Genomic DNA, 25,254 nt, shown 5'->3' with positions numbered 1-25,254 from the left:
GGCCCTCCCAAATTTCCCGAGAGTGCATGGCCATGGACGACCGCTACCTCCGCACCGGCATCTTCCTGGCGCCGTTCCATGCGTTGGGGGAGAACCCGACGCTCGCGATGGAGCGGGACATGGACCTGCTGGTCCATCTCGACCGGCTCAACTACCACGAGGCCTGGGTGGGCGAGCATCATTCGGGCGGGTTCGAGATCATCTCCTGCCCCGAGATGTTCATCGCGGCCGCGGCCGAGCGCACGCGCCACATCCGCCTCGGCACCGGCGTGGTGTCGCTGCCCTACCACAACCCCTTCACGCTCGCGAGCCGCATGCAGCAGCTCGACCACATGACGCGCGGGCGGGCGATGTTCGGCGTCGGTCCCGGCGCGCTGGTGCATGACGCGGCCAAGATCGGCATCGACGCCGCCGCCCAGCGGCCGCGCATGAACGAGGCGCTCGACGTCATCATGGAGCTGATGCAGGGCCGCTCGGTCACGAAGAAGACCGACTGGTTCGAGCTGAACGCGGCCCAGGTGCAGTTGCCGAGCTACACGCAGCCGATGATGGAGATGGCGGTCGCCTGCGCCCGCTCGCCGGTGGGCGCCGTCGCGTCCGGCCGTCACGGCATCGGCATGCTGTCGATCGGCGGCACGTCGGACGACGCCTTGAAGGCGCATGCCAACAACTGGAACATCTACACCCAGAATGCCGAGCAGAACGGCAAGGTGGCCGACCGCAAGAAGTGGCGCATCGTCACCTTCGCCCATGTCGCCGACACCCGCGAGCAGGCGCGCAAGGACGTCGAGTTCGGGCTGCAGAAGTACTGCCAGTACTTCACGGACGTGGCCACGTTCCCGATCATTCCGCCGGGGATCACCGATCCGCTGGAGTATCTGACGACCGAAGGCATCGCCTGCATCGGCACCCCGGACGACTGCATCCGCCATTTCGAGCGGCTGTGGAAGGGGTCGGATGGCGGGTTCGGCGCCGTCCTGCTGCTGGCCCACAACTGGGCCGACTGGGGCGCCACGCAGCGCAGCTACGAGCTGATGGCGCGCTTCGTCCACCCGCATTTCCAGCGCAATTCCAACGCCCTGCGCCAGCTCAGCTACGACATCGCGACCAGCCACAGCGACGGCTACAAGGCACAGTCGGCCGCCGCGGTCATGGGCGAGATCGAGAAGCACAAGGCCAAGACCGCCTGATCGGCGATAGAGCAGCGGCCCGCACGTTCACACGCGAACGGGCGGGCCGGCCGATCAACAGGGGCAGGCGTTCATCGGCAGGGGCAGCATGTTGCCGTCGGTCGTCGGCACCGCGCAGAACGGCCCCGCCGCCAGCACGTTGACCGAGCCCGACAGGAAGATGTCGATGCGGACCGCGCAGGGCTCGGCGCCCGGGCCGCAATGGCCCGACCAGTTCGACCCCAGCGGCAGGTTCTGAATGGCCGAGCGCACCTCGCCCTGGGGCGTGGCGCCATCGCGCACCTGGATGTCGACGGGGGCGCCGGTGCAGTTCCGGATGAGCACCGGCGCGGCCATGGCCGGGGAGATGAACGAGAGCGCGATCGCGGCGGCAAGCAGCTTCTTCATTGATGTCGTTCCCCTGAATTGCCGCCCGACAACGCCGCATCCGCCCCCGGCGTTCCGCAATGCTCAGGTCAGGTATGTGCCACCGTTCACATGGATGGTCTGGCCGGTGACGTAGGCCCCTTCCGGGCCGGCCAGCAGGCGCACCATGCCGGCGATCTCGTCGACCGTGCCGCGACGGGCGAGCGGGATGCTGGCCATCAGCGATGGCGGCATCGGCCCGGCGGCACTGCCGCGCGCGGTGTCGATCGCGCCGGGCGCCACGCAGTTGCAGGTAATGCGATGCGGCGCCAGTTCGACGGCGAGCGATCGCACCAGCCCCTCCAGCCCAGCCTTGGATGCCGAGACATGGCAGCGGTTGGGCGTGCCAACATGGTTGGAGATGCCAGACATGGCGATGAATGCGCCGCCGCCGCGCCGGATCATGTGCGGCACGACCGCCCGCGACAGCAGGAAGGCGCCGTCGAGCGCCACCGACAGGATCTCCCGCCACTCCGCCAGCGAGATGTCGAGGAAGGCGGTCTGCCGGCGCAGGCCCGCATTGCTGACCAGGATGTCGATGCCGCCCAGTTCTTCCGCGGCATGCTGGACCATGGACGCCACCTGGGCCTCGTCGGAAACGTCGCCCATCACGGCGATCGCGCGGCCTCCGGCCGCCGCGATCTCGGCCACGACGCCCTCGACGGCGCCCCGGTCCGCGCGGCCGTTGACCGCTACGGCTGCACCGTCCCGCGCCAGAAGCAGGGCAACCGCCCGGCCGATATTCTTGCCTGCCCCGGTCACCAGGGCCACCTTGCCGTCGAGCGCACCCATCGCCTGCCCTCCAATCGGGGTTCTATCGCGCCCTCTTAGCGGAAGCTGGGACGCAGCGGGCGGCGATCATACCGGCGACCATGGCAATCGCGAACACCCAGGTCCCACCGCTGCCGAGCCCGAGGGATGTCAGGGCCGGGCCAGGGCAGAAGCCGATCAGCCCCCAACCCACGCCGAAGACCGCCGCCCCGCCAACGAGCCTGCCGTCGATGCTGGCCTGGGTGGGCAGTTCGAATCGGTCTGCAATAAGCGGCCGGCCCCGGGCGAAGGCCAGGCGATAGCCAACGAACGTGACCGCGACGGCAGCACCCATCACGAAGGCAAGCGTCGGGTCCCACTTGCCCGCCACGTCGAGGAAGTTGGTCACCTTCGCCGGGTCCACCATGCCCGATACGGCCAGGCCGCCGCCGAACAACAGGCCTGCCGCCAGATGCACCAGGAGCGCGCCCATCATCCGCCCACCAGGTGCCGGGCGACGAACACCGTGCCCAGGGCCGAAGCCATGAAGACGGCGGTCGCCGTCAGGGAGCGCGGCGACAGTCGGGCGATGCCGCAGACCCCATGGCCGCTCGTGCAGCCGCTGCCGATGGTCGTGCCAAATCCGACCAGCAATCCGGCCACGACCAGAAGCAGCGCGCTGTCCGGGACGGTCTGGGCGACCCGATGGCCGGCCGCCGCCAGCAGCGGCGGTGCTGCCACAAGCCCGGCCAGGAACATCGCTGCGCGCAGCCTAGCACCCGGTGCGGCGGGACCGAGAAACCGGCCGACCATTCCGCTGATGCCCGCGATGCGGCCATCAAACAGCATGAGGAGGACGGCGGCCAAACCGATCAGGCCACCGCCCAGCAGCCCGGCCCAAGGTGTGAAGGGGGTCTCTGGGGTCAGCGATTATTCTCCCGGCTAGGAAAGCATTCTACACTACCCCGTCCCTTCACCCAGCGCGGCCGGCCGCCACGATCGCCTCGTGCTCCTTCACGACGCGCTGGGCGCGATAGACGATCGGGTAGTCGACGAACTTGCCGTCGATCTGGAAGGCCGCCGACCCGGCCGCCTCCGCTTCCTCGAACGCCGCCACGACCCGGCGGGCGAAGGCCAGCTCGGCTTCCGTCGGGCTGAAGACGGCGTTGACGACCGGGATCTGCCCTGGATGGATGCAGGTCTTGCCCTGGAAGCCCATGCGCTTGACCGCCTGGGCGGACGCCTCCAGCCCCTCGATGTCCTGGATGTCGACCCACACGGAATCGAGCGGTGCCTCCAGCCCGTTCGCGCGGGAATGGATCACCATCTGGGCCCGCGCATGGGCCAGCTCGGCCTCGTTGCGGGTCCAGGTGACGTTGGCGTCGAAGGTGAAGTCGCCTGCCCCGAACGAGCAGCGGCGGACGCGCGTGCCCGCCCCCATGATCTCGGACAGGTTGGCGATGCCGCGCGCGGTCTCGATGATCGGGATGATGTCTATGCTGCGCCGCGGCAGCCCGCGCTCGCGCTCGAGCTGCTCGACCAGCCAGTCGATCGCCTGGAGGCCGGCGCCCGTCTCGACCTTGGGCAGGATGATGCCATCCAGCCCCGGGCCGATGACGCCGACCAGGTCGGCATAGCAGAAGGGCGTCTCCATGGCATTCACCCGGACGTAGCCCAGGCAGTTCCGCGGCCGCTGGAGGGCGGCCACGATGAGCGGGCGGGTCGCCGGCTTCTCGGCCGTGGCGACGGCATCCTCGAGATCGAGGATGACGCCGTCGGCGCCGATGGTGAAGACCTTCTCGACCCGGCGCGCATGGTTGCCCGGGGCGAAAAGGAAGGTGCGGAAAAGTGCCATGGTCTATCCCCTTGTCCGGCCGATCAGGGCTTCAGCCAGATTTCGGCCAGATCCTGGTTCAGCATGTGGCTGGGCAGGTTGATCCAGCCGTTGACCTTGGTATCCAGCGCCACGTTACGATTGGACCAGAACCCCGGTGCCGAATAGACCTGCTCGATCAGATAGCGCTGAAGCTCGACCACGATCTGCTCGCGCTTCTTGGGGTCGAGGGCCAGGCGCTGCTGGTCGTACATGTCGTCGATCTTGCGGTCGGTGTAGCGGGACACGTTGCCGTCGGTCTTGTCCATCGACAGGTAGCGGTTGAGCTGCACCGACGGGTCGTCGTTCCATTCGGCCTGCGAATCGACCACCACGTCGAAGTTGCCCGACCGGCGCACCGCCAGCCACTGGGCGGTATCGAGCTGCTGATGCTCGACGGTCACGCCGATCTGGCGCCACTGGTCGATCAGGAACAGGCCGAGCGGAATGAAGGGTGCCGTCACCCGGTTGGTCAACTTGAAGGAGAGGTTGGGCACGCCCGCTTCCTTCAGCAGGCGCTTGGCCTCTTCCCGCGACGCCTTGATGTCGCGCGAGAAGCCCGGCAGATCGGCCAGGGCGTCGCCGCGCAGGGCCATGTCGGAGCCCGGCCGCATCAGCCCGCCCACGAACTTGAGGAACGTGATTCGCGACATCGGCGCGGCACCGCCCCAGCGATCGACCGCCAGGGTCAGCGCGCGCCGCACGCGGATGTCGTCGAAGGGCTTCTTGTCGCCGTTGAAGGAGAAGAAGAAGTGGGCCAGCCACTCGCCCTCGGCGAAACCGATCTGCTCGCCGCGCGCGGTCTTGAGGCGCGCCGCGTCGGCCGGGGCGAAGCCGCGGAACTCGGCCTGGATCTGGCCGCCGGCCAGCGCATTGACGGTGGCCGTGGCCGACATCGCCTGGGCCCGGAAGCCGTCGAGATAGGGCAAGCCCTTGCGGAAATAGTCGTCGAAGCGCTTGCCGACCCAGTGCGAGCCCGCGACATGCTCGACGAAGACGAACGGCCCCGTGCCCATGATGGTCTTGGTCGGGAACAGCGGATCGGCTTCCAGCTTGGCCGCCGAATAGAGGCAGTTCCAGGGGCTGGCGAAGTTCGACAGCATGCCGGCGTTGGGCGCCTTGATGCGGAAGACGACGGTCTTGGCGTCCGGCGTCTCGATCGCCGTCAGGTCGTCGAACAGGCCGGAGCGGACCGAGACGACGCCCGGGCCGGGCTTCCAGATACGCTCATAGGTCGCCTTCACGTCCTTGGCGGTCAGGACGGAGCCGTCGTGGAACTTGACGCCGTCGCGGATCTTGAACGTGTAGGTCAGGCCGTCGTCCGACACCGTCCAGCTCTCGGCCACGTCGGGAACGATCTTGGGGTATTCCTTGGGATCGAACTTGGCCAGCACCGAAAAATGCGGCGCCAGGTAGTGGATGTTGGAGAAACTGGACGCGGCGTGGCAGTCGTAGGTCGAGGTATCGCCCTGCACCGCGTAGTTCAGCGTTCCACCCTTCACCGGCGCCTGGGCATAGGCCGACACGCCCCCCGCCAGGGCCAGGGCGGCACCGGCGACCAGGGCCGCCCGGCCGGTTGTCAGAATGCGCATCGTTTCCTCCCGAACTCTTTGTTTCACCCGAACTCGTTGCTTCAAATGACGGCGCCGTCGGCGCGCATCTTCGCGATCTCTTCGGCCGAATAGCCGTAGCGGCCGAGCACCTCGTCGGTGTGCTGGCCGAAGGTGGGGGCGCCGAACTGCGCCGGGCCGGGTGTCGCGCTGAATTCCACCGGCTTGCCCAGGCCGCGATAGGAACCGACGACCGGATGCTCCATGGTCGCCACCAGGTCCTGATCCAGCACCTGGGGATGGTCGAACATGTCCTCGATCGGGTGGGCCTTGGAGCAGGGAACGCGCTGGCCGAAGATCACTTCCCACTCGTCCGCCGTGTGCGCCTGCAGCAGCTCGCGCATCCTGGGCAGGATCTCGGGCGCGTGCTCGGCCCGCTTGCGCATGTTGTCGTAGCGCGGGTGGCGGGCCAGGTCGGGCATGCCGATCAGCTCGCACAGCGCCTCCCAGAAATGCGCCGAGTGGGCCGAGATGTAGATGTGGCCGTCCTTGGTCGGGTGGATGCCCGTCAGCCCGCCCGAGCGCAGGTCGCGCGCGGCGTTGCGGTCCTCGCCTTCCGCCCAGACGAAGCGGCCGGCCTGCATGGCCAGCGCCGTGCGCAGCAGCGACAGGCCGACGAACTGCCCCTCGCCCGTGCGCTCGCGGTGGAAAAGCGCCGCCGACACGCCATAGGCCAGCAGCGAGGAGGTGTAGTAGTCGACGATCGAGCCCAGCACGACCTGGGGGGCGTCGGCCCGGCCCTGGAAGTTGCAGATGCCGGTCATCGTCTGCAGCACCTGGTCGAAGCCGGCATTGTCGGCCATCGGCCCGGTCTGCCCGAAGCCGGTCAGCGAGACGTAGATCAGGCGCGGGTTGATGGTCTTCAGCCGGTCGTAGCCGATGCCCAGCCGCTCGGGCACCGAGGGGCGGAAATTGTGGGCGATGACGTCGGCATCGGCCACCATCCGGTCGAGTGCCGCGCGCGCCTCGGGCTTCTTCAGATCGAGGACGACGCCCAGCTTGTTGCGGTTGGTGCCGAGGAAGACCCGGCTCTCGTTCTCCAGCGTCGAGGGGAAGTTGCGGATCATGTCGCCCGCGGGCGACTCGATCTTGATGACTTCCGCGCCGAGGTCGGCCAGCAGCGTGCAGCCATAGGGGCCGGCCAGGTAGGACGTCAGGTCCAGCACCTTGATGCCGGAAAGCGGCCCCACCGGGGCCGCCGTGGTTTCCGCCATGCTCATCGCCGGTTCCTCCGGGCCTCCAGGCGCCGCGCCCGGTCGATCACCCGCTCGGCCCGCTCGACGATCGGAATGTCGATCATCTTGCCCTCGAAGGTGACCGAGCCTCGGCCCTCGGCATAGGCCTGCTTGTAGGCGTCGACCATGCGCTGGGCGTAGTCGAGTTCCTCAGCACTCGGGCTGAAGCCCTCGTTCAGCAGCGGGACGATGCTGGGATGGATGCAGGCGCTGCCCTCGAAGCCGAACCGCACCGAGCGCTTGATCGTCGCGCGATAGCCCTCGACGTCGGCGAAGTTGGCGACCGAGCCGATGGTGCCGATCGGCACGATGCCGGCGGCGCGGGCCGCGATCACCGCCTGCTGCTTGGGATAGAGCAGCATCTCGGCGCTGGGCTCGGCGCCGAGCGAGGACGCGAAGTCCTCGCTGCCCAGCGTCAGTGCCACGACGCGGGGGTGGGCCGAGGCGATCTCGAACATGCGGGGAAAGGCGGCCGCGGTCTCGACCATGGCGATGAACTTGGTCTGGCCGCGCTTCACGCCCTTCTTCGCCTCGATCGTGTCAACCAGTTCCGCCAGCAGGCGGATGTGGCTGGCGCTGTCGATCTTGGGCACCATCAGCGCCTCGACGCCCGACGAGACCACGGCTTCGATGTCGCGGACCGCCAGTTCGATCGGCCGATTGATCCGCACGATCACGTCGGAGCCGGACTGCGACACGATCGGGGCCGCGGCCTCGACCATGTCGCGGGCGGCCGCCTTGTCGTTGGGGGCGATGCTGTCCTCGAGGTCGAGGATGATCGCATCCGCGCCGCGCTCATGCGCCTTGTCGACGTACTTCTTGACGTTGACGGGCACGAACAGCATCGAACGCCAGACGGTGAAGTCGGCGTATTGGGAACCTTCCAACGACATCTTCTTGTTTCCTCGTTCCTGTTCGATCGCTCGAGACGTCAGCGATCGAGTTCGAACCTGGGCAGGATCACGCCGTCGGGCATCGTGACATAGACGAGCTTCACCCGCTCGCCGATCCAGGTGCCGGACGGTGTCTCTCCCTCCAGATTGCTGATCATGATCGGTCCCTCTTCGAGCCGGACCGCGATGGAATTGTAGGGTGCCGGATAGGCCGGCAGATATTGCCGGTGAAAGACGACCCAGGAAAGGATCGTCGCGCGCCCGGAGACGGGAATCCACTCCAGCTCCATCGACAGGCAGGCATGGCAGCCCGGCCCTGGCGGATACTGGAAGGTGCCGCAGCCGGTGCAGCGCTGCAGCTTCATCTCGCGGGCGTCGATGCTTTCCCACATCGGCTTGTCGTAGAGCCCCATCACCCGGCGGGGCGTGCGGACGTCGGTCGCGGCCATGGGCTGGTCCCCTAGCGGCTGTAGATGATGGAGACGGCCTTGCCGGCGACGTCCGAGGAGTAGTGGACGTTGCGGCAGTCGGCGACCTGGCGGTCGCCGCATTCGCCGCGGAGCTGGCGCACGCATTCGATCTGGTGCGCCCAGCCCTGCATGTAGGTCTCCGACAGGTGGCCGCCGCCGGTGTTGGTCGGCAGCTTGCCGCCGGGGCCGACGCCGGATTCGCGCAGGAACTTGCCGGCATCGCCGACCGCGCAATAGCCGTAGCCCTCGAGTGCCAGCGGCACATGGACCGAGAAGCTGTCATAGACCTGGAACACGTCCATGTCCTTCGGCCCCATCCCCGCCATGTCGAAGACCTGCTGGGCCACCGCCTGCTGGGCCGGCAGGTAGAAGTCCGTCAGGCGCGGCTCCAGGCTGGTGGCGCCGTGATTCAGGTCGGAGCGGCCGGCCGCCTCGATGTAGACCGGCTTGGAGGAGATGCGCCGGGCGATGTCGGCCTCGGCGATGATGAGCGCCACGCCGCCGTCGTTGATCAGGCAATAGTCGAAGAGGTGCAGCGGCTCGCAGACGTAGCGCGACGCCATGTAGTCGTCGACCGTGATGCGCTCGCGCATGATGGCGTTGGGGTTGAGCGACGACCAGCCGCGCTGGGCCACCGCCACCTCGCCCAGATCGCGCTCGGTGAAGCCGTGGGCGTGCTTGTAGGCCTGGAGCGTCAGGGCATAGAGCGCCCCCTGCGAGGTGAGCCCCCAGGGCGCGTGGTAGACATAGGACAGGAAGGCGTTGCCGCCCATCGCGTCCGGCCCGCCATACTGCGTGCCGACCGAGCGCTGGTCGTTGCCGTAGACGAGCGCCACAACGTCGGCAAAGCCGCTCTCGATCGCCATCACCGCCTGGAGGACCGACATCACCGCGTCGGACTGGTCGCCCCAGCGCGGGTTGATGCCCAGCAGCTCGCCCATGCGCTCGTAGGCGGTCGTCGGCCCGACGATCAGCCCGTCGATGATGCTGCGGTCGATGCCGGAATCCTTCAGCGCGGCATTGAACGCCTGCATGCCGTAGCCGCAGGCATCGGTCGGCTTCTCGCCGGCGCGCGTGCGCGCCCAATCGCCGACCCAGTCGCTGTGGCCGACGCCGACGACGGCGGCCGCGCGCCGGATGCGCGGGTTGGGATGGCGCCCGGCGCCCGCCTGCCTGGTCGCAAGTCCGCTGGTTACAAGTCCGCTGGTCATCCGAGGATTCCCCGATCGTTCAGTTCTTTCACCCGCTCCTCGGACAATCCGAGGACGCCGGTCAGGATCTCGTGCGTGTGCTCGCCGAAGAGCGGCTGGCGCTTCAGCTCCACCCGTTCGCCGTCGATGCGGTAGGGCGGCGAGTTGAAGAGCGACGGCCCCATCTCGGGATGGTCGAGCGTCTGCCAGTAGCCGCGGGCGGCGAGCTGCGGGTCGTCCTCGACCAGGTCCTTGGAACAGGCGACGCGGGCAGCGGCCACGCCGGCCGTCTGCAAGGGGCCGGCGACCTCGTCGGGGGTGCGCTCGGCCGTCCAGGCGCCGACCGCAGCCTCGAGCTCGTCGATCGCGGCCAGGCGGCCCTGGGCGGTGCGCAGGTCGGCGCGGCCGGCCAGGTCCTGGCGGCCCATGGCGGCGGCGAGCGCCAGCCACTCGTGATCGCCCTCGACCGCGACCGCGACCCAGGCATCCTCGCCGCGGCAGCGGAAGATGTTGTGCGGGGCGTGCTCGCGCGAGCGGTTGCCGATCTGCGGCGGCTCGCGGCCGGATGCCGCCGCCTCGACCAGGGCCGGCCCGACGAAGTTGGCGGTCGATTCGATCTGCGACAGGTCGATCTTCATGCCCCGCCCGGTGTGGCGGCGGTAGCGCAGCGCCGCCAGCACGGCAAAGGCCGCGTGGTAGGGGTTGGCGGCATGGTCGGGATAATGTGTGCCGGGGCCGACCGGGTCGTTCGGGCCATAGGCCGTCATCCACATCAGGCCGGTGACGGCGCTGATCGTCATGCCGACGCCCAGCAGCGAGGAGAACGGCCCATCCTCGCCATACATCGGCATCGCCAGATAGATGATGTCCGGCTTGATCTTCTTCAGGTCGTCATAGCCCAGGCCCAGCCGCTCCATGGCGCCCGGGCCGAAATTGTTGCTGACGACGTCGGACTGGGCGACCAGGTCGCGGGCGAGCTGCAGCCCGTCCGGCTCCTTCAGGTTGATCGCGACACTCTTCTTGCCAGTGTTGCGCGAGGCGAAGTAGCCGCTGCGGTTGATGCCGGCGATGCCGTCCTTGTAGGGGACGCCACGCCGGACCGGGTCCGGCCGGGACATGCTCTCGACCTTCAGGACCTCTGCCCCGAAGTCGGAGAAGACCTTGGTGCCGAAGGGGCCGGCGCCGGCCCAGGTGAAATCGGCAAACCGGATGCCGCGAAGGAAGTCGGGTCGCATGATCCTGCCCTTTCCTTTGTGTCGACTAGCCGCGGGCGCCGAGTGCGGGCGCGGGCGTGGCGGCCCAGACCGGCTCGGACAGCTTGTATGGGGCGCCCGGGAACTGCACCGGGCGCTCGAAGCGCGGGTCGGCCATCTGGATGAAGTAGTTGCGATAGGCGAGCTGGCGGTCGCCCAGCACGTCGGCGATGCGGGCCACCGGCGCCATCACCACCTTGCGCTTGAGGGCCTGGGCCAGCAGCTCGTCGCGGGTGTAGTCGGCGATGAAGGCCTCGAACAGCGGCCGGAACAGCCCCTTGGCCTCGGCCGTCTGGCGCCAGCGGCGGTCGAGCCAGCGCTCCTTGCCGAACTCGGCCAGCGACGGATGGCTGGTCTCGCCCATCCAGGCCAGGAGCTGCTTCCACGAGATGCCCAGCGTCGGCGGCGAGGCCAGGAACACCTGGCCGTCCTTGCAGGTGTAGATGTCCTCGCTGGCGTCACGCGTGCCCTCGCCGGCGCGGTGCGAGATGCGCCGTTCGAGGTCGTAGACCTGGATGGCGTTCTGCAGCGAATGCGCGATGCATTCCTGCGCCGACACGTCGACGACATGGCCCGTCCCGCCCGTCTCGGCATCGAAGAGGCACATGGCGGTGGCAGCCGCGGCATAGACCGACGTGATCATGACCGACTGGTCGACCGGCAGGCGCAAGGGCGGCTCGCCGTCACGGCCCGTCATCCAGGCGATGCCGCCGGCGGCCTGCAGGACGAGGTCGCTGGTCGGCGCATGTTCCATCGGCCCGCCCATGCCGTAGGGCGACACCAGCGTTACGACCGCGCCCGGATTCTGCTCGCGCACCCAGCCGATCTCGTCGGCCAGCGGCGCCCCGCGCTCCAGGAACACGACATGGGCGTCCTTGGCCATGGCGGCGAAGGTCGCCCGCCCCTTCTCGGCCGCCAGGTCGAGCACGATGCTGCGCTTGCTGGCGTTGAAGAAGCTGAACGCATAGTCCGGGCTGTTGCGGCCCGGCTGCTCGGCCAGGCGGCGGTCCGGCAGGCCTTCGGGCGGCTCGACGCGGATCACCTCCGCTCCCAGGTCGCCGAAAAGCCGCGTCGCATAGCGGCCGAGATTGTGCGTGAGGTCGAGAATCCGGATTCCCGAATAGGGCCGAAACGCTTCCATCACCTGATTTCCCTGATTTCCTGGGCCTGTCGACGCATGGCGGCCGGGGATGGCGGCCAACGCTCGACAATTTGGCTATAAAATATATTCTGTATCGGAGAAGGCCAAGCGGAATTGCCCGCCCCTGCCGTGGCTGTCGCGGGCATCGGTTTGCAGGCATTTCCGCTAGAATGGACAACCCGATGCCGGAACAGCCCGAACGAGCCGAGCGAAGCCACATGTCCTTCAAGACCAAGCAGGATCAGGTCGCCGATATCCTGCGCGAGCGCGTCATCGCCGGCGTCTATGCCCGCGGCACCAAGCTGAAGCAGTCCGAGATCGCCGAGGAGCTGGGCGTGTCGATCACGCCCGTGCGCGAGGCGCTGCATATCCTGGAGGCCGAGGGCTACATCGCCGGCCTCTCCCATCGCGGGCTGCTGGTGCCGGAATTCGTGCCGACCGCCACGCGCGAGATCTTCGACCTGCGCCTGATGCTGGAGCGGGAACTGACCGCCCACGCCATCCCCAACGTCACGGCGGCGAACCTGGCCGAGCTGAAGAGCTTCCAGCATGTCGTGTCCGAGATCAGCCGCGGCCGCGACCCGCTGGCCACCCGCACCGCCAACTTCCGCTTCCATTTCCGGCTCTACGAGCTGGCCGACCGGCCGCAGACCCTGAGCTTCGTGCGCGTGCTGTGGGCCAAGTACCCCTTCATCTACCAGGAGCTGGGCAACCGCCGGACGCGCCACATCGAGGAGCACGAGGGCTTCCTGGAACTGGTGGAGCGGGGCGACCGCGATGGTGCGGTCGACGCCATGGTCGACCATATCCGCAGCGGCTGGGAGGAATTGCACCGGCATGGCTGGCTGGAGGGCGGGCCGGCCGCCGACGGCGACCGGCCGGTAGAGGCGGTAGGCGGCGGCTGAGTGCCGCCGGCCGCCGCCCCTTCCCGTCCTACTTGTCGCCGGCCAGCCAGACGTCGCCCAGATCCTGGTAGATCATGTGGGTGGGCGACATGGTCCAACCCTGGACGCGGTCGTTCATGACCACGATGCGCTGCCACCACAGCAGCGGCACCGAATAGGCCTGCTCGAACGCCCGCTTCTCGAACTGGCGGACAAGCTGGATACGCTTGGCCTTGTCGGCGGTGCGGGCCTGCTCATCGAAGAGCGCGTCCAGTTCGCGGTCGGTCGCACGATGGACGGCCACCGGCGAGCGATCGTAGGAGGCGTACTTGTAGAGGACGTTCGACGGGTCGTCGCTGAACTGGGTGAAGCTGTCGATGAAGGCCTCGAACTGCCCACTGTTCTGCAGCGAGTACCAGCTCGCCAGTTCGACCTGCTGATGTTCCGCCTTCACCCCGATCTGGCGCCACTGGTCGATCACGAAGATGCCGGCCGTGACGTAGGGCGCGATGTTGCGATCCATCAGCGTGAGCGTCAGGTTCTCCTGGCCCGCTTCCTTCAGCAGGCGGCGCGCCTCGGCCCGGTTGGCGGCCATGTCGCGGCCATAGCCCGGCCACTGCTCCATGTCCTTGGGGCTGGCTGACCACTCGCTGCCCGGCCGCACCATCCCGCCCGGGACGCCCAGCGACGAGATCTTGCTGAGCGAGGCCGAGCCGCCCCAGCGGTCGATCGCCAGCGACAGCGCGCGGCGCACCCGCGGGTCGTCGAAGGGCTTCTTCTCGGTGTTGAAGGTGACGATCATGTGCAGGAGCCAGCTCGATTCCTGCACCTTGGCGTCCTTGCCCAGCGCCCGCACGATCCGGTCGCGCTCGGTCGGGGAGAAGCCGCGGAACTCCGCATCGACTTGGCGGCCGGCCAGCGCGTTGGTCATGGCCGAGGACGACATGGTGACGGCGCGGAAGCCGTCGAGATAGGGCCGGTCCTTGCGGAAATAATCGGCGAACTTCTCGCCCCGCCAGTGGGAGCCCGCGACATGCTCGACGAACTTGAACGGCCCCGTGCCCAGCACGTTCTTGGCCGGGAAGGTCGGGTCGGCCTTCAGCTTGGCCGCGCTATAGACGCAGTTCCAGGGCGAGGCGAAGTTGGTCATCATCGACGCATCGACTTCCTTCATGCGGAAGACGATCGTCTGCGGGTCCGGCGCCTCGATCGCAGCCACCTTCACGAAGGAGGACTGACGGTTGGAGACGACGTTGTTGGGCGGGTTGATGATCCGGTCGTAGGTCGCCCGCACATCCTCCGACGTCAGCACCGAGCCGTCATGGAACTTGACGTTGGGGTGCAGCTTGAAGGTGTAGGTCAGGTTGTCGGGCGAGATCGTCCAGCTCTCGGCCAGGTCGCCGATGATGTTGGGATAGTTGCCGGGCTCGAACTTCAGCAGCGTCGAATAGTGCGGCGCCATGCGCTGCATGGTGGCGAAGGTGCCGGTCGCGTGGCAGTCGTAGGTCGGCGGCTCCGCCGCGATCGCCCAGTTCAATGTGCCGCCGCGCTGCGGCGTGGGCTGCTGGGCCTGGACCGCCGCCGGCAATGCCAGCAGGACGGTCGCGACCGACAGGAATGTCAGCGCTTTCATCGTATATCCTCCCGAGGATGGGCTTTTGAGACGGGCGGCTCGCGCCGCCCGATCAGGTCTTGAACTTGGGATCCAGCCAGTCGCGCAGGGAATCGCCGAAGAGGTTGAAGGCGAACACGGCCAGCGAGATGGCGGCACCGGGAAAGAGGATCATCCACGGCGCTTCCTGGTAGAAGTTCGAGGAATCCCCCGACAGCATCAGGCCCCAGGCGGGCTTGGGCTCGGACACGCCCAGGCCCAGGAACGACAGCGACGCTTCCAGCAGGATCGCCTGGGCCACATAGGCCGTCAGCATGATCAGATAGGGCGCCAGCACGTTGGGCAGCATGTGGCGGAAGATGATGTGCGTGTCGGAATAGCCGCCGGCGCGCGCGGCATCGACATAGGGCATCTCGCGAATGGCCAACGCCGCCGAGCGCACGACGCGGGCGACGCGCGGGATGATCGGGATCGAGATGGCCAGGATCAGGTTCACGTCGATGCCGCCGACCGGGCGATGGCCGACCACCGCCACCACGACAAGCGCCAGGACGATGATCGGATAGGACAGCATGATGTCGATGAAGCGTTGGATCGTCAGGTCGACGCGGCCGCCGAAATAGGCCGAGGTGACGCCGACGATGGCGCCCAGCGAGCAGCCGACGAAGGACGACACGAAGCCGATGGTGAGCGCGGTTCGCGCGCCATAGATGATGCGGGTCAGGATGTCCCGGCCGAAGGCGTCGGTGCCGAAAGGATGCTCCCAGGACGGCGCCGACAGCATCGACGCGAAGTCGATCGCCTCCGGGTCGTAGGGGGCGATCACATTGGCGAAGATCGCGGCCGTGCCCATCACCAGGATCACGAGGAGCCCGAAGGTGCCCAGCGGCTGGTAGCGGATGAACTCCAGGACCGGGTTGGCGCGACGCGGCGGACGGGCGGCGGCGGCCACGACGGTGGGAGCAGATGCGGTCATCGGGCGGCCCTCGTCAGGCGTAGCGGATGCGTGGATCGAGCACGCCGTAGAGCAGATCGATCAATAGGTTGACGACGGTGAACATCACGGCGATCAGCAGCACCAGCGTCTGCACGATGATGAAGTCGTTGCGGCTCACCGCCTCGACGAAGAGCCGGCCGATGCCGTTCAGGTTGAAGACCTGCTCGGTCACCACCAGGCCGCCGATGAGGAAGGCGAACTCCAGCCCGACCACGGTGATCGCCGGCAGGAGCGCGTTGCGCATGGCGTGGCGGCCGACCACCAGCCGCTCATAGACGCCCTTGGCGCGCGCCGTGCGGATATAGTCCTCCTTCATCACCTCGATGATGGACGAGCGCACCATGCGGGCGACGACGGCCGAATAGCGGTAGCCCACGGCCAGCGCCGGCCAGATGAGCTGGGACATGTTGGCCAGCGGATCGACGTAGAATGGCGTGTAGGTGACGGGTGGAGACCAGGCGAACATCGTCAGCAAGGCCATGATCATCAGCATGCCAAGCCAGAAGGACGGCACCGCCAGGCCGGCGATCGTCACGATCCGCACCAGGTAGTCCACCCACGTATCTCGGAATAGCGCCGATATCGTCCCGAGCGGCAGGGCGATCAGCACGGCGATCACGGCCGCCATCACCGCCACCTGCATGGTCAGGCCGATGCGGATGCCGATCTCGTCCTTGACCGGCCGGCCGGTCCACATCGAGGTGCCGAAGTCGGCCGTCGCCAGCCCCTTCATCCAGTCGACGAACTGCAGCGGGATCGGCTTGTCGAGGCCCAGCCGGGCGCGCTCGCGGTCGATGACCTCCTGGGTGACGGTGCCGCCGTCGCCGCGCAGTTTCAGCTCGACGATGTCGCCCGGCACCACCCGGAGCATGAAGAAGGTAAGGACCGCGACGCCCAGCAGGGTCGGGATCATCAGGAGGATGCGCTTGGTGATGTAGCGGAGCATCGGCCTCGACCCGTCAGATCTTGATGCAGGCGGCGAAATGCCCGGGGCGCACCTCGCGCACCTCCGGCACCGCCTGTCGGCATTCCGCCGTCGCCAGCGGACAGCGCGTGTGGAACACGCAACCCGACGGCGGCGCCAGCGGCGACGGCAGCTCGCCGGTCAGCGCGCGCGGCTGGCGGGCGCGCTCGGCCACCGGATCGGGCACCGGGGCCGCGTCGAGCAGCGCCTGGGTGTAGGGATGGAGGGGAGCGGCATAGAGCTCGTCGCGGTCGGCCATCTCCATCACCCGACCCAGATACATGACGACGATGCGGTGCGAGATGTGGCGCACCACCGCCAGGTCATGGGCGATGAAGAGATAGGTCAGGCCCAGCCGCTCCTGCAGTTCGTCCAGCAGGTTGATGATCTGGCCCTGGATCGACACGTCCAGCGCCGACACCGGCTCGTCGCAGACGATGAAGCTGGGGTCCATGGCCAGTGCCCGAGCAATGCCGACGCGCTGGCGCTGCCCGCCCGAAAGCTGATGGGGGAAGCGCTCGGCCATGTCGGCATAGAGACCGACCTGCACCAGAAGCTCGGCCACCTGCTCGCGCGCCTGGCGACGCGGCACGCTGCGGCGGAAGACCAGCGGCTCGGCGATGATGTCGCCGATCGACATGCGCGGGTTGAGCGAGCTGTAGGGGTCCTGGAAGATGACCTGGATCTTGGTCCGCAGCTCCTTCATGCGCGAACGCGAGGCGCCGACCAGGTCCTCGCCGTCGAAGCGGACCTCGCCGCCCGTGGCGTCCTCCAGCCGGAGGATGGTGCGGCCGATGGTGGTCTTGCCGCAGCCGGATTCGCCGACGAGGCCCAGGGTCCGCCCGCGCTCGATCGAAAAGGACACGTTCTCGACCGCGCGGACCAGTCCCTTGGCCCCCAGCAGGCCGCGGCCACGCACCTCGAAATGCTTGGTCAGCCCGCGGACTTCCAGCAGCGGCCCGGTGTCGGCCCGGCCGAGCGGTTCGGCCAGCGGGGCTACGGTCGCCTCGGCCAAGCCCTGCGCCAGTTCCTCGGCGCGGTGGCAGGCCGAGCGCTGGCCGTCGCCGGCATCGTGGTAGGGCGGGTCGATCGCGCACTTCTCGATGCGGAACGGGCAGCGGGCGGCAAAGCGGCAGCCGCTGGGCGGCGACAGCAGGTTGGGCGGCAACCCCTCGATCGTCGCCAGCTTGTAGTCGCGCGGCCGGTCGAGCCGGGGGACCGAGCGCATCAGGCCGATCGTGTAGGGGTGGCGCGGAGCGCCGAAGACCCGGTCGGCCGGCCCCTCCTCCACCACCCGGCCGGCATACATGACCGCCACCCGGTCGGCATAGCGCGCGACGATGCCGAGATTGTGGGTGATGATGACGAGCGTGATGCCGAGGCGCCGCGACAGGTCCTTCATCAGCTCCAGGATCTGGGCCTGGATGGTGACGTCGAGCGCCGTCGTCGGCTCGTCGGCGATGATCAGCTTGGGATTGCAGGCCAGCCCGATGGCGATCATCACGCGCTGGCGCATGCCGCCCGAGAACTGGTGCGGGAACTGGCCGAGCCGGCGGGCCGCGTCGGGAATGCCGACCAGCCCCAGCAGCTCGACCGCGCGCGCCGTCGCCTGCTCGTCCGACATGCCGAGATGGATCTTCAGCGGCTCCATGATCTGCAGCCCGATCGTCAGGATCGGGTTCAGGCTGGTCATGGGTTCCTGGAAGATCATCGAGATGTCGCGGCCACGCAGCTCGCGCATCTCGCTTTCCTGCAAGGTCAGCAGGTCGCGGCCGTCGAACATGATGCGCCCGCCGGCGACGCGGCCGGCCGGCTTGGCCAGCAGCCGCATGACCGCCAGCGCCGACACCGACTTGCCGCAGCCGGATTCGCCGACCAGCGCCATCGTCTCGCCCGGCCGGACGGACCAGCTTACGCCGTCGACGGCTTTCACGACCCCGCGGCCGGTGGCGAATTCGACCCGCAGGTCTTCCACGGAAATCAGTGGCACGGCATCGCCGGCCCTGGCTTGCGTCGGCTCCAGAAGAGTGGCGCTGGGCATTCCCCGTTCCGCGTTGGTGAGGCAGAATATACGATATAAGTTACACAGAGCGGACGGGGCGCCAACCCTATAATCACGTTGCCCAGCTTCCAGGCACCCGCCGCGTTCGGAATTCCAGGGCAGAATCGCCGCAAATGCAACCGCTTACATGCGGCACGAGCCAAACCAGCAGGATGAAAAAATGCGCATCGACGACCTGAACGGCAAAGCCGCCCTCGTCACCGGCTCCTCCACTGGAATCGGCGCCGCGGTGGCCCGCGGCTTCGGCGCCCAGGGCATGATGGTGGCCGTCCACGGCAACTCGAACATGGCCCAGGCCGAGGCCGTGGCGGCCGAGGTCGAGCAAGCCGGCGGCCGCGCGATCGTGCTGAAGGGTGACGTCCGCGACATGGCGACCTGCGCCCGCCTGGTGCAGGAGGCGCACGCCGCCTTCGGCCGGCTGGACGTGCTGGTCAACAATGCGGGCGGCGTGGTCGAGCGCAAGCCGTTGAAGGATGTCGACGACGATCTCTATCGTCGCATCGTCGAGCTGAACGCCCAGTCGGTCTTCGCCTGCTCGCGCGCCGTGCTGCCGATCATGGAGGCGGCCGGCGGCGGCTCCATCATCTCGACCACCTCGCTGGCCGCGCGCAATGGCGGCGGCAGCCGGTCGACGCTCTATGCCGCGTCCAAGGCCTTCATGTCGACCTTCACCCGGGGCCTCGCCAAGGAGGTCGCGCGCCACAACATCCGCGTGAACGCCGTGGCGCCCGGCGTCATCGGCAAGCCCAACAAGGAGAAGTCGACGCCGACCCACCAGCTCGAGGCATCGCTGAAGCTGACGCCGATGCGGCGCATGGGCACGGTCGAGGAATGCGTCGGCGCCTACCTCTATTTCGCCTCCGAGGGGCTTTCGAGCTTCGTCACCGGCCAGGTGCTGGAGGTGAATGGCGGGCTGCTGATGCCCTAGCGCCACCGCCAGCGTCATAGCGAACCCGTTTTCACGAAAAGCATTCGGAGGAACCGTTGGCGACCAACAAGAAGAAGGTGCTGGTGCCCCAGGACCTGGGCCAGGCCGGCTGGGATCTGCTGCGGGCGCGCGACGACATCGAGGTCGCGACCTTCCCCAACTTCATCACGCGGGCCGATTTCCAGGACCTGCTGCGCGGGCACGGCAAGGTCCACGCCGTCGTCCTGGGCAGCACGCCCTATGGGCCGGAGGAGTTCCAGGCGACCGACGGGCTGGCCGTGGTGGCCCGCGTCGGCGTCGGCTTCGATGCCGTCCACATCCCGACGCTGAACGCGGCCAAGGTGCCGCTGATGACGGCGGGCACGGCCAACTCGCCGTCCGTGGCCGAACTGGCGGTCTTCTTCATGATGACGCTGGCCAAGCGCGGCGCCATGTTCAACACGCTGGTGCAGGAAGGGCGCTGGGTGGCTGACCGCATGAAGCAGATGCCGGCCGACCTGAACGGCAAGACCGTCCTGATCGTCGGCTTCGGGCGCATCGGCACGCGCACGGCCAAGCGTTGTGCGGCGATGGAGATGGAGGTCCTGGTCCACGACCCCTACGTCTCCGAGGTCTCGATCCGGGCCGCCGGCTGCGAGCCCGCCCCCGACCTCGACGCGGCGTTGGCGCGGGCCGATTTCCTGACGCTGCACTGCCCGAAGACGCCCGAGACGGTGGGCCTCATCAACGCCGACCGCCTGGCACGGATGAAGCCCTCGGCCTACCTCGTCAACACCGCCCGCGGCGGCATCGTCGACGAGCCCGCCCTGCACGCGGCCCTGACCGGCGGCAAGCTGGCGGGTGCGGGCCTCGACGTCTACGCCCAGGAGCCGCCGGACCCGAACAACCCGCTGCTGAAGCTCGACAGCGTCGTCAGCTCCCCGCACATGGCCGGCGTCACCACCGAGGCGGTCGAGCGCAAATCCGAAGTGTCGATCCGCAACGTGTTGAGCGTGTTCGACGGCGCGATCATCGCCGAGAACGTGGTCAACAAGGAAGTGCTAGGATAAAGGGTGACGGCCGCGGCCGGCTGCGACCGGCCGCGGCACCGCCTTACACTGACCACCCCACAGAACTTTCCCGGAGGGATCGTTGGCGACCAACAAGAAGAAGGTCATGGTGCCCGACACCATGGGCCAGGCCGGCTGGGCCCTGCTGCGTGCGCGCGACGACGTCGAGGTCGCGACCTTCCCCAACTTCATCAAGAAGGCGGACTTCCTCGAGCTGCTGCGCGCCAGCGGCAAGGTCCATGGCGTCGTGCTGGGCGCCACGCCGTACGGCCCCGATGAGGTCGCGGCGACCGACGGGCTGGCCGTGGTGGCCCGCATCGGCGTCGGCTATGACGCCGTCCACGTGCCGACGCTGACGGCGCAAAAGGTGCCGCTGATGACGGCGGGCACGGCCAACTCTCCGTCCGTGGCGGAGCTTGCGGTCTTCTTCATGATGACGCTGGCCAAGCGCGGCGCCATGTTCAACACGCTGGTGCAGGAAGGCCGCTGGGTGGCCGACCGCATGAAGCAGATGCCGGCCGACCTGAACGGCAAGACCGTCCTGATCGTCGGCTTCGGGCGCATCGGCACGCGCACGGCCAAGCGTTGTGCGGCAATGGAGATGGAGGTCCTGGTCCACGACCCCTACGTCTCCGAGGTGTCGATCCGCGCCGCCGGCTGCGAGCCCGCCCCCGACCTCGACGCCGCTTTGGCACGGGCCGATTTCCTGACGCTGCACTGCCCGAAGACGCCCGAGACGGTGGGCCTCATCAACGCCGACCGCCTGGCGCGGATGAAGCCCTCGGCCTACCTCGTCAACACCGCCCGCGGCGGTATCGTCGACGAGCCGGCCCTGCACGCCGCACTCACCAGCGGCAAGATCGCCGGTGCCGGCCTCGACGTCTATGCCCAGGAGCCGCCCGACCCGAACAACCCGCTGCTGAAGCTCGACAGCGTCATCAGCGCCCCGCACATGGCCGGCGTCACGGCGGAATCCGTGGAGCGCATGGCCGACGCCTCGATCCGCAACGTGCTGAGCGTCTTCGACGGCGCGCCGATCCGCGAGAACGTGATCAACCCGGAAGTGCTGGGCTGACTTCTATCCGGCGACACCCGGCCGGTTCGCCGGTGGGTGTCGCCGGCTCTAGGACGGCAGCCTGTCCGCTCGTGTTTCGCGCAACGCCTGCAACAGGAACTCCTGCATCAGGCGCTGCAACCCGTCGGTGGCCGACCGCACGGCCGCCATGGCCCGTGTCACCGCCGCTTCATCGAACGGGCGGGCATTGACCGCCTCGGCCAGGCTTCGTCGCGCCTCCCGCATGTCCCGCAAGGCCGCAAACGTGCGCAGGCGGTTGTCGCGCAGGATGCGGCGGAACTCTTGCCGCACCGGTTCGGGATAGGCGGCAAGCGCGCCTTCGGCCAGGATACCGCCTGCCTGCGCCCGGCCGCGGTCGTTGAGCGCATAGCCCGCCAGGAAGAAGTTGGCGACCAGCGAAAGCGCCAGGACCGCCGCAAGCAGCAGACGCAGGCCCGATGGCCGGATCATGGCCGGCCCCCGATACCGGAATCGCGGGGCCATATCCCGGCCTGCCCCTCGCCAGGAGCGCCGACGGCAAGCGCCAGCAGCACCTCGTCGGCGATCTCGTCCTCACCACCGCCCGCCCAATAGCCGCCGACGGCCGAGAGCAGCAGGACGGCCGAGAGCATGGCGGTCCCGACCGCCGCCGGGCGTGGCCACAGGCCTGGAATGAACGCCGGCCGCTGCCTCGCCCGCCCGGTACGCGCCAGCACGCCCGCCAGGAATGCACGCTCGTCCGTTGGTGCCGCCGCCGCTTCCAACACCTGGCGATCGAGCGCCGCATCGCCCGTCCCCGCCCCCGCCCCCGCCCTTCCTCCCAGCAACATCGCGGCCTCCTGCCGATAGGGCGCCGGCCACGCGGCATGGTCCTGGCCGAAGCGGCGCTGTAGCCGCTCGAACTCTTCGCTCGTCATGAGACGCTCCTTTGCCCATCGGCGGCGACGCCGTCCATTTCGGCCAGACGCGCCCTCAGGCTGCGCCGGGCGCGCACGAGAAGTTGCTCGACGGAGCCGGGGGTCGAGCCCATCGCCACGGCGATTGCCGGCACATCCAGGTCGGCCACCGCTCGCAGCAGCAGGGCCATGCGCTGCCGCTCCGGCAACCGGGCCAAGCCCCCTCGGACAAGAGCGAGATCCTGCCGCGCCCCGATGCGGTCGTCGCCGCCCGGCTCGTCGGTCGGGACCAGTTCCCGCACGTCGTCGAGCCCGATGAACGTGCGGAAGCGGCGCCACCGGCGCAGGTCGACGCAGCGATTGGCCGCAATCCGGTAGATCCAGGTGGTGGCCCGTGCCCTGCTCGGATCGAAACGGCCGGCATGCTTCCAGACCGCCACGAACACGTCCTGGGCGACATCCTCGCCATCCGCCGCATTGCCCAGAAAACGGGCGGCAAACAGGCGTATCCCCCGGCCATGCCGCTCCACCAGCCGCCGGAGCGCGCGCTGCTCGCCCGCGGCAATGCGGGCGAGCAGCTCGTCGTCCTCAGGGTGCCCGTGCGGATCACCATCCCCCGGGGCGCCACGCCCGCTCACCGTCCGTCATCTCCAGTGGCGGCGGGCACCGATGCCGACATTGCCCCGCGGCCCGGTGACGGTGCCGATCGAGCGCACTTGGTAGGGCCCGCGCGCCGTCGCCCGGTGCCCGGAATAGGTCTGCCCGTTCGGCCCCGTCGCCTGGAAGCTGCGGCGGCACCGATCCACGACCCCGTCGCGGCAGGCGCCGCTGGAACTGTAGGTGCCGCCGTTCGGGCCGACACGCGTGGTCTGGCCGGAATAATACGGGCCGCTGCCGGTGATGCTGCGCGTGACCTGCCCGCCATGCGCTGTGTCGCGCGTCCATTCCGCAGCCGCCGCCGGCAGCGCCCCAAGAAGGACCGAGACCGCAAGGGCCCATCCCCATCCCGATGAAGTGTGCATGACCTTATCCTCTTTGTTGCCGGTGATCCTGGAACACCTGACCGTCACCGCCGGCCGCCCGAGCTGGGCTATGTCGGGCAGTACGCTGGTACGGCCCCCCTCCTACGGTGGGCAGTCGACGATTCCGTCGTCGGCTGTCGCGTCGGCGCGCGTAGGAGCTGCTGCCCCTCGCCGTAGACCCGGCATCCGCCATCCGGCGGGCGACAGAGGAGGACGAGGATGCGGTCAGGAATGCTTGCGGTCGTGCTGACCATGATCGGCATGGGGGCCGCCTCTGCGGCGGACGGGCAGGCGTTGCGGCAGATGTTCCGGCAGGCGGACCGCAACGGCGACCGCGCCCTGCAGTTCACCGAGATCCAGGCCGCGCGTGCGGCACTGTTCGACCGGATGGACACCAACGGCAACGGGCTGCTCGAATCGACCGAAGTCGAGGCGGCCCGCGGCATGCAGCAAGGCCGCAGGATCCCCGCCGCTTCGCTGGAGGATCTGGCAGCCCAGGCCGCCCGGATGGACCGGAACGGCGACGGCCGGATCGCGCGCGAGGAGTTCGCGCTCTTCATTCCCGAGCGCCTGCTGCGGGCCGACGCCAACGGCGACCGCTCCCTTTCGCTGGCCGAGCTGCGCGCCCTGCGCCGCCAGTGACGGGCGGGCGCCCAGCGGGCCGCGCTCGTCGCGCGCCCCACACTTCCCCCTTCCACCCAACCGCCCCGAACGCGTAAAGAAACGGCGCTACCCAACACCTTTTCCGCGAGAAGGGGCGCCCTTGGCTGCGATCGTCTTGACCAACGTCTCCAAGGACTGGGGGGAGACGCGCGTGCTGGACGACGTGTCGTTCGCCGCCGACGAGGGGTCGCTGGTGGTGCTGCTGGGGCCATCCGGCTGCGGCAAGTCGACGACGCTGCGACTGATCGCGGGGCTGGACCAGGTCTCGTCGGGCACCATCACCATCGCCGGGCGCGACGTGACCGCCCTCAAGCCCGGGCAGCGCAGCGTCGCCATGGTGTTCCAGTCCTATGCCCTTTTCCCGCACCTGACGGTGCGCGAGAACATCGTATTCGGGCTGAAGGCGCGAAAGGTGCCGGCAGCCGACCGCGAGCGGCGGCTGGCGCGGGCGGCCGACGTGCTGGGGCTGGCAGCCCTACTGGAGCGCAAGCCCTCGCAGCTTTCGGGCGGGCAGCAGCAGCGGGTGGCACTGGGCCGGGCGATCGTCGCCGAATCCCCGGTCTGCCTGATGGACGAACCCCTTTCCAACCTCGACGCGCAGCTACGCGGCGACATGCGGCGCGAGATCCGCGCGCTCCAGCAGCGGCTGGGCATGACCATGGTCTATGTCACCCACGACCAGGTCGAGGCGATGACGATGGCCGACCGGGTGATCCTGATGGAGCGCGGCCGCATCGCCCAGAACGGCCCGCCCGAGGAGCTCTATGCCCGGCCCCGCACGGTGTTCGCCGCCCGCTTCATCGGCACGCCGCCGATGAACGTGGTCGATGCCGCCCGCCTGTCGATCCCCTCGCCGCGGCCGGGCGCACTCCTGGGCGTGCGGCCGGAGAATGTCGCGGTTGCGGCCGAGGGGCTGCCGGCGCGGGTGGTGACGGTGGAGTATCTGGGCGCCGACAGCCTGGTCGAGACCGAGGCGGCGGGCGAGAAGATCTTCGCCAAGGTCGAGGGCAAGTCGGCGCTGAAACCCGGCGACACGGTGCACCTCGCCTGGGTCGACGGCGATTGTCACTGGTTCGACGCGAAAACGGGCGAACGCCTGCAATAGACCGCCTT

Annotated in this window: 27 protein-coding genes; 7 read left to right on the top strand and 20 right to left on the bottom strand. The window is 68.6% G+C overall.

The features are described from left to right. Positions 1–32: 32 nt before the first annotated feature. On the top strand, positions 33–1,190 hold the full coding sequence (locus STVA_RS08055) for an LLM class flavin-dependent oxidoreductase (protein WP_123689851.1): 1,158 nt from the start codon (positions 33–35) through the stop codon (positions 1,188–1,190). A gap of 54 nt (positions 1,191–1,244) precedes the next feature. Here STVA_RS08055 and STVA_RS08050 read toward each other — a convergent pair whose 3' ends face one another. The 12 genes from STVA_RS08050 to STVA_RS07995 form a co-directional block, all read right to left on the bottom strand. After that, complete coding sequence (locus STVA_RS08050; protein ID WP_123689134.1) at positions 1,245–1,577, bottom strand: hypothetical protein; 333 nt, start codon at positions 1,575–1,577, stop codon at positions 1,245–1,247. A 63-nt stretch (positions 1,578–1,640) separates the two neighbouring features. Then, a complete protein-coding gene (locus STVA_RS08045; RefSeq protein WP_123689135.1) occupies positions 1,641–2,387 on the bottom strand; it encodes an SDR family NAD(P)-dependent oxidoreductase in 747 nt (248 codons plus the stop codon). 22 nt (positions 2,388–2,409) lie between these two features. Then, complete coding sequence (locus tag STVA_RS08040) at positions 2,410–2,841, bottom strand: DUF6691 family protein (protein ID WP_123689136.1); 432 nt, start codon at positions 2,839–2,841, stop codon at positions 2,410–2,412. Beyond that, positions 2,838–3,104 carry a YeeE/YedE family protein gene (locus tag STVA_RS28445; RefSeq protein WP_338069535.1) on the bottom strand — a complete coding sequence of 89 codons (267 nt, stop codon included), beginning with the start codon at positions 3,102–3,104 and terminating at the stop codon, positions 2,838–2,840. Before STVA_RS28445 ends, STVA_RS08040 begins: the two co-directional genes overlap by 4 nt. Before the next feature lie 214 nt (positions 3,105–3,318). Next, positions 3,319–4,200, bottom strand: a complete 882-nt coding sequence (locus STVA_RS08030) for an HpcH/HpaI aldolase/citrate lyase family protein (RefSeq protein ID WP_123689138.1) — start codon at positions 4,198–4,200, stop codon at positions 3,319–3,321. A 23-nt stretch (positions 4,201–4,223) separates the two neighbouring features. Then, a complete protein-coding gene (locus STVA_RS08025) occupies positions 4,224–5,810 on the bottom strand; it encodes an ABC transporter substrate-binding protein (RefSeq protein ID WP_123689139.1) in 1,587 nt (528 codons plus the stop codon). A gap of 41 nt (positions 5,811–5,851) precedes the next feature. After that, positions 5,852–7,048: a CaiB/BaiF CoA transferase family protein gene (locus tag STVA_RS08020; RefSeq protein WP_197735820.1), complete on the bottom strand. Its 1,197-nt coding sequence runs from the start codon at positions 7,046–7,048 to the stop codon at positions 5,852–5,854. Then, positions 7,045–7,956, bottom strand: coding sequence for an HpcH/HpaI aldolase/citrate lyase family protein (locus tag STVA_RS08015; protein ID WP_123689141.1), 912 nt, complete (start codon positions 7,954–7,956; stop codon positions 7,045–7,047). The genes STVA_RS08020 and STVA_RS08015 overlap by 4 nt, the downstream gene beginning before the upstream one ends. A 38-nt stretch (positions 7,957–7,994) precedes the next feature. After that, positions 7,995–8,405 (bottom strand): Zn-ribbon domain-containing OB-fold protein, encoded by a 411-nt coding sequence (locus STVA_RS08010; protein ID WP_197735819.1) that lies wholly within the window; start codon positions 8,403–8,405, stop codon positions 7,995–7,997. 11 nt (positions 8,406–8,416) lie between these two features. Then, positions 8,417–9,637, bottom strand: a complete 1,221-nt coding sequence (locus STVA_RS08005) for a thiolase family protein (protein WP_123689142.1) — start codon at positions 9,635–9,637, stop codon at positions 8,417–8,419. Continuing rightward, entirely contained in the window at positions 9,634–10,851 is a 1,218-nt protein-coding gene (locus STVA_RS08000; RefSeq protein WP_123689143.1) for a CaiB/BaiF CoA transferase family protein, read from the bottom strand. Before STVA_RS08000 ends, STVA_RS08005 begins: the two co-directional genes overlap by 4 nt. A 25-nt stretch (positions 10,852–10,876) precedes the next feature. Then, entirely contained in the window at positions 10,877–12,010 is a 1,134-nt protein-coding gene (locus STVA_RS07995; protein WP_123689144.1) for a CaiB/BaiF CoA transferase family protein, read from the bottom strand. Between the two features lie 218 nt (positions 12,011–12,228). Between STVA_RS07995 and STVA_RS07990 the strand changes: the two genes are divergently transcribed. After that, complete coding sequence (locus STVA_RS07990; protein WP_123689853.1) at positions 12,229–12,915, top strand: GntR family transcriptional regulator; 687 nt, start codon at positions 12,229–12,231, stop codon at positions 12,913–12,915. Between the two features lie 28 nt (positions 12,916–12,943). Here the strand turns inward: STVA_RS07990 and STVA_RS07985 are convergent, their stop codons facing one another. The 4 genes from STVA_RS07985 to STVA_RS07970 are packed head-to-tail and all read right to left on the bottom strand — an operon-like array spanning position 12,944 to position 18,457. Further along, positions 12,944–14,527: an ABC transporter substrate-binding protein gene (locus STVA_RS07985; RefSeq protein WP_123689145.1), complete on the bottom strand. Its 1,584-nt coding sequence runs from the start codon at positions 14,525–14,527 to the stop codon at positions 12,944–12,946. 52 nt (positions 14,528–14,579) lie between these two features. Beyond that, positions 14,580–15,482: an ABC transporter permease gene (locus STVA_RS07980; RefSeq protein ID WP_123689146.1), complete on the bottom strand. Its 903-nt coding sequence runs from the start codon at positions 15,480–15,482 to the stop codon at positions 14,580–14,582. Between the two features lie 13 nt (positions 15,483–15,495). Further along, entirely contained in the window at positions 15,496–16,449 is a 954-nt protein-coding gene (locus tag STVA_RS07975) for an ABC transporter permease (RefSeq protein ID WP_123689147.1), read from the bottom strand. 13 nt (positions 16,450–16,462) lie between these two features. After that, positions 16,463–18,457 (bottom strand): ABC transporter ATP-binding protein, encoded by a 1,995-nt coding sequence (locus STVA_RS07970; RefSeq protein WP_197735818.1) that lies wholly within the window; start codon positions 18,455–18,457, stop codon positions 16,463–16,465. Between the two features lie 232 nt (positions 18,458–18,689). Here STVA_RS07970 and STVA_RS07965 point away from each other — a divergent pair, with 232 nt between their 5' ends. From STVA_RS07965 to STVA_RS07955, 3 genes are all read left to right on the top strand, one after another. Further along, a complete protein-coding gene (locus tag STVA_RS07965) occupies positions 18,690–19,457 on the top strand; it encodes an SDR family NAD(P)-dependent oxidoreductase (RefSeq protein WP_197735817.1) in 768 nt (255 codons plus the stop codon). 56 nt (positions 19,458–19,513) lie between these two features. Continuing rightward, positions 19,514–20,506: a hydroxyacid dehydrogenase gene (locus tag STVA_RS07960; RefSeq protein ID WP_123689149.1), complete on the top strand. Its 993-nt coding sequence runs from the start codon at positions 19,514–19,516 to the stop codon at positions 20,504–20,506. 82 nt (positions 20,507–20,588) lie between these two features. Beyond that, a complete protein-coding gene (locus tag STVA_RS07955) occupies positions 20,589–21,581 on the top strand; it encodes a hydroxyacid dehydrogenase (protein WP_123689150.1) in 993 nt (330 codons plus the stop codon). Positions 21,582–21,629: 48 nt separating this feature from the next. Here STVA_RS07955 and STVA_RS07950 read toward each other — a convergent pair whose 3' ends face one another. From STVA_RS07950 to STVA_RS07935, 4 genes are read right to left on the bottom strand one after another with little or no spacing between them, the layout of a single operon-like run. After that, positions 21,630–22,031 (bottom strand): periplasmic heavy metal sensor, encoded by a 402-nt coding sequence (locus STVA_RS07950; protein WP_123689151.1) that lies wholly within the window; start codon positions 22,029–22,031, stop codon positions 21,630–21,632. Continuing rightward, positions 22,028–22,477 (bottom strand): hypothetical protein, encoded by a 450-nt coding sequence (locus STVA_RS07945; protein WP_123689152.1) that lies wholly within the window; start codon positions 22,475–22,477, stop codon positions 22,028–22,030. Before STVA_RS07945 ends, STVA_RS07950 begins: the two co-directional genes overlap by 4 nt. Beyond that, positions 22,474–23,094, bottom strand: coding sequence for an RNA polymerase sigma factor (locus tag STVA_RS07940; protein WP_123689153.1), 621 nt, complete (start codon positions 23,092–23,094; stop codon positions 22,474–22,476). The genes STVA_RS07945 and STVA_RS07940 overlap by 4 nt, the downstream gene beginning before the upstream one ends. A 6-nt stretch (positions 23,095–23,100) precedes the next feature. Next, on the bottom strand, positions 23,101–23,478 hold the full coding sequence (locus STVA_RS07935) for a hypothetical protein (protein WP_123689154.1): 378 nt from the start codon (positions 23,476–23,478) through the stop codon (positions 23,101–23,103). A 231-nt stretch (positions 23,479–23,709) separates the two neighbouring features. Between STVA_RS07935 and STVA_RS07930 the strand changes: the two genes are divergently transcribed. Then, entirely contained in the window at positions 23,710–24,120 is a 411-nt protein-coding gene (locus STVA_RS07930) for an EF-hand domain-containing protein (protein ID WP_197735816.1), read from the top strand. A gap of 121 nt (positions 24,121–24,241) precedes the next feature. Next, positions 24,242–25,246 carry an ABC transporter ATP-binding protein gene (locus STVA_RS07925; RefSeq protein ID WP_123689156.1) on the top strand — a complete coding sequence of 335 codons (1,005 nt, stop codon included), beginning with the start codon at positions 24,242–24,244 and terminating at the stop codon, positions 25,244–25,246. Positions 25,247–25,254: the final 8 nt, after the last annotated feature.

Source organism: Stella humosa, assembly GCF_006738645.1.
Taxonomy (GTDB): Bacteria; Pseudomonadota; Alphaproteobacteria; order ATCC43930; family Allostellaceae; genus Allostella; species Allostella humosa.
This window is presented reverse-complemented; position numbering and strand designations above follow the sequence as displayed.

Coding starts and splice junctions, on each gene's coding strand:
- STVA_RS08030 (WP_123689138.1), bottom strand. CDS start 4,200: ATGGCACTTTTCCGCACCTTCCTTTTCGCCCCGGGCAACCATGCGCGC.
- STVA_RS07990 (WP_123689853.1), top strand. CDS start 12,229: ATGTCCTTCAAGACCAAGCAGGATCAGGTCGCCGATATCCTGCGCGAG.
- STVA_RS07930 (WP_197735816.1), top strand. CDS start 23,710: ATGCTTGCGGTCGTGCTGACCATGATCGGCATGGGGGCCGCCTCTGCG.
- STVA_RS08020 (WP_197735820.1), bottom strand. CDS start 7,048: ATGAGCATGGCGGAAACCACGGCGGCCCCGGTGGGGCCGCTTTCCGGC.
- STVA_RS08010 (WP_197735819.1), bottom strand. CDS start 8,405: ATGGCCGCGACCGACGTCCGCACGCCCCGCCGGGTGATGGGGCTCTAC.
- STVA_RS07965 (WP_197735817.1), top strand. CDS start 18,690: ATGCGCATCGACGACCTGAACGGCAAAGCCGCCCTCGTCACCGGCTCC.
- STVA_RS07980 (WP_123689146.1), bottom strand. CDS start 15,482: ATGACCGCATCTGCTCCCACCGTCGTGGCCGCCGCCGCCCGTCCGCCG.
- STVA_RS07995 (WP_123689144.1), bottom strand. CDS start 12,010: ATGGAAGCGTTTCGGCCCTATTCGGGAATCCGGATTCTCGACCTCACG.
- STVA_RS07975 (WP_123689147.1), bottom strand. CDS start 16,449: ATGCTCCGCTACATCACCAAGCGCATCCTCCTGATGATCCCGACCCTG.
- STVA_RS08055 (WP_123689851.1), top strand. CDS start 33: ATGGACGACCGCTACCTCCGCACCGGCATCTTCCTGGCGCCGTTCCAT.
- STVA_RS07945 (WP_123689152.1), bottom strand. CDS start 22,477: ATGACGAGCGAAGAGTTCGAGCGGCTACAGCGCCGCTTCGGCCAGGAC.
- STVA_RS08050 (WP_123689134.1), bottom strand. CDS start 1,577: ATGAAGAAGCTGCTTGCCGCCGCGATCGCGCTCTCGTTCATCTCCCCG.
- STVA_RS08040 (WP_123689136.1), bottom strand. CDS start 2,841: ATGATGGGCGCGCTCCTGGTGCATCTGGCGGCAGGCCTGTTGTTCGGC.
- STVA_RS08045 (WP_123689135.1), bottom strand. CDS start 2,387: ATGGGTGCGCTCGACGGCAAGGTGGCCCTGGTGACCGGGGCAGGCAAG.
- STVA_RS07950 (WP_123689151.1), bottom strand. CDS start 22,031: ATGATCCGGCCATCGGGCCTGCGTCTGCTGCTTGCGGCGGTCCTGGCG.
- STVA_RS08025 (WP_123689139.1), bottom strand. CDS start 5,810: ATGCGCATTCTGACAACCGGCCGGGCGGCCCTGGTCGCCGGTGCCGCC.
- STVA_RS08015 (WP_123689141.1), bottom strand. CDS start 7,956: ATGTCGTTGGAAGGTTCCCAATACGCCGACTTCACCGTCTGGCGTTCG.
- STVA_RS28445 (WP_338069535.1), bottom strand. CDS start 3,104: ATGTTCCTGGCCGGGCTTGTGGCAGCACCGCCGCTGCTGGCGGCGGCC.
- STVA_RS08000 (WP_123689143.1), bottom strand. CDS start 10,851: ATGCGACCCGACTTCCTTCGCGGCATCCGGTTTGCCGATTTCACCTGG.
- STVA_RS07935 (WP_123689154.1), bottom strand. CDS start 23,478: ATGCACACTTCATCGGGATGGGGATGGGCCCTTGCGGTCTCGGTCCTT.
- STVA_RS08005 (WP_123689142.1), bottom strand. CDS start 9,637: ATGACCAGCGGACTTGTAACCAGCGGACTTGCGACCAGGCAGGCGGGC.
- STVA_RS07985 (WP_123689145.1), bottom strand. CDS start 14,527: ATGAAAGCGCTGACATTCCTGTCGGTCGCGACCGTCCTGCTGGCATTG.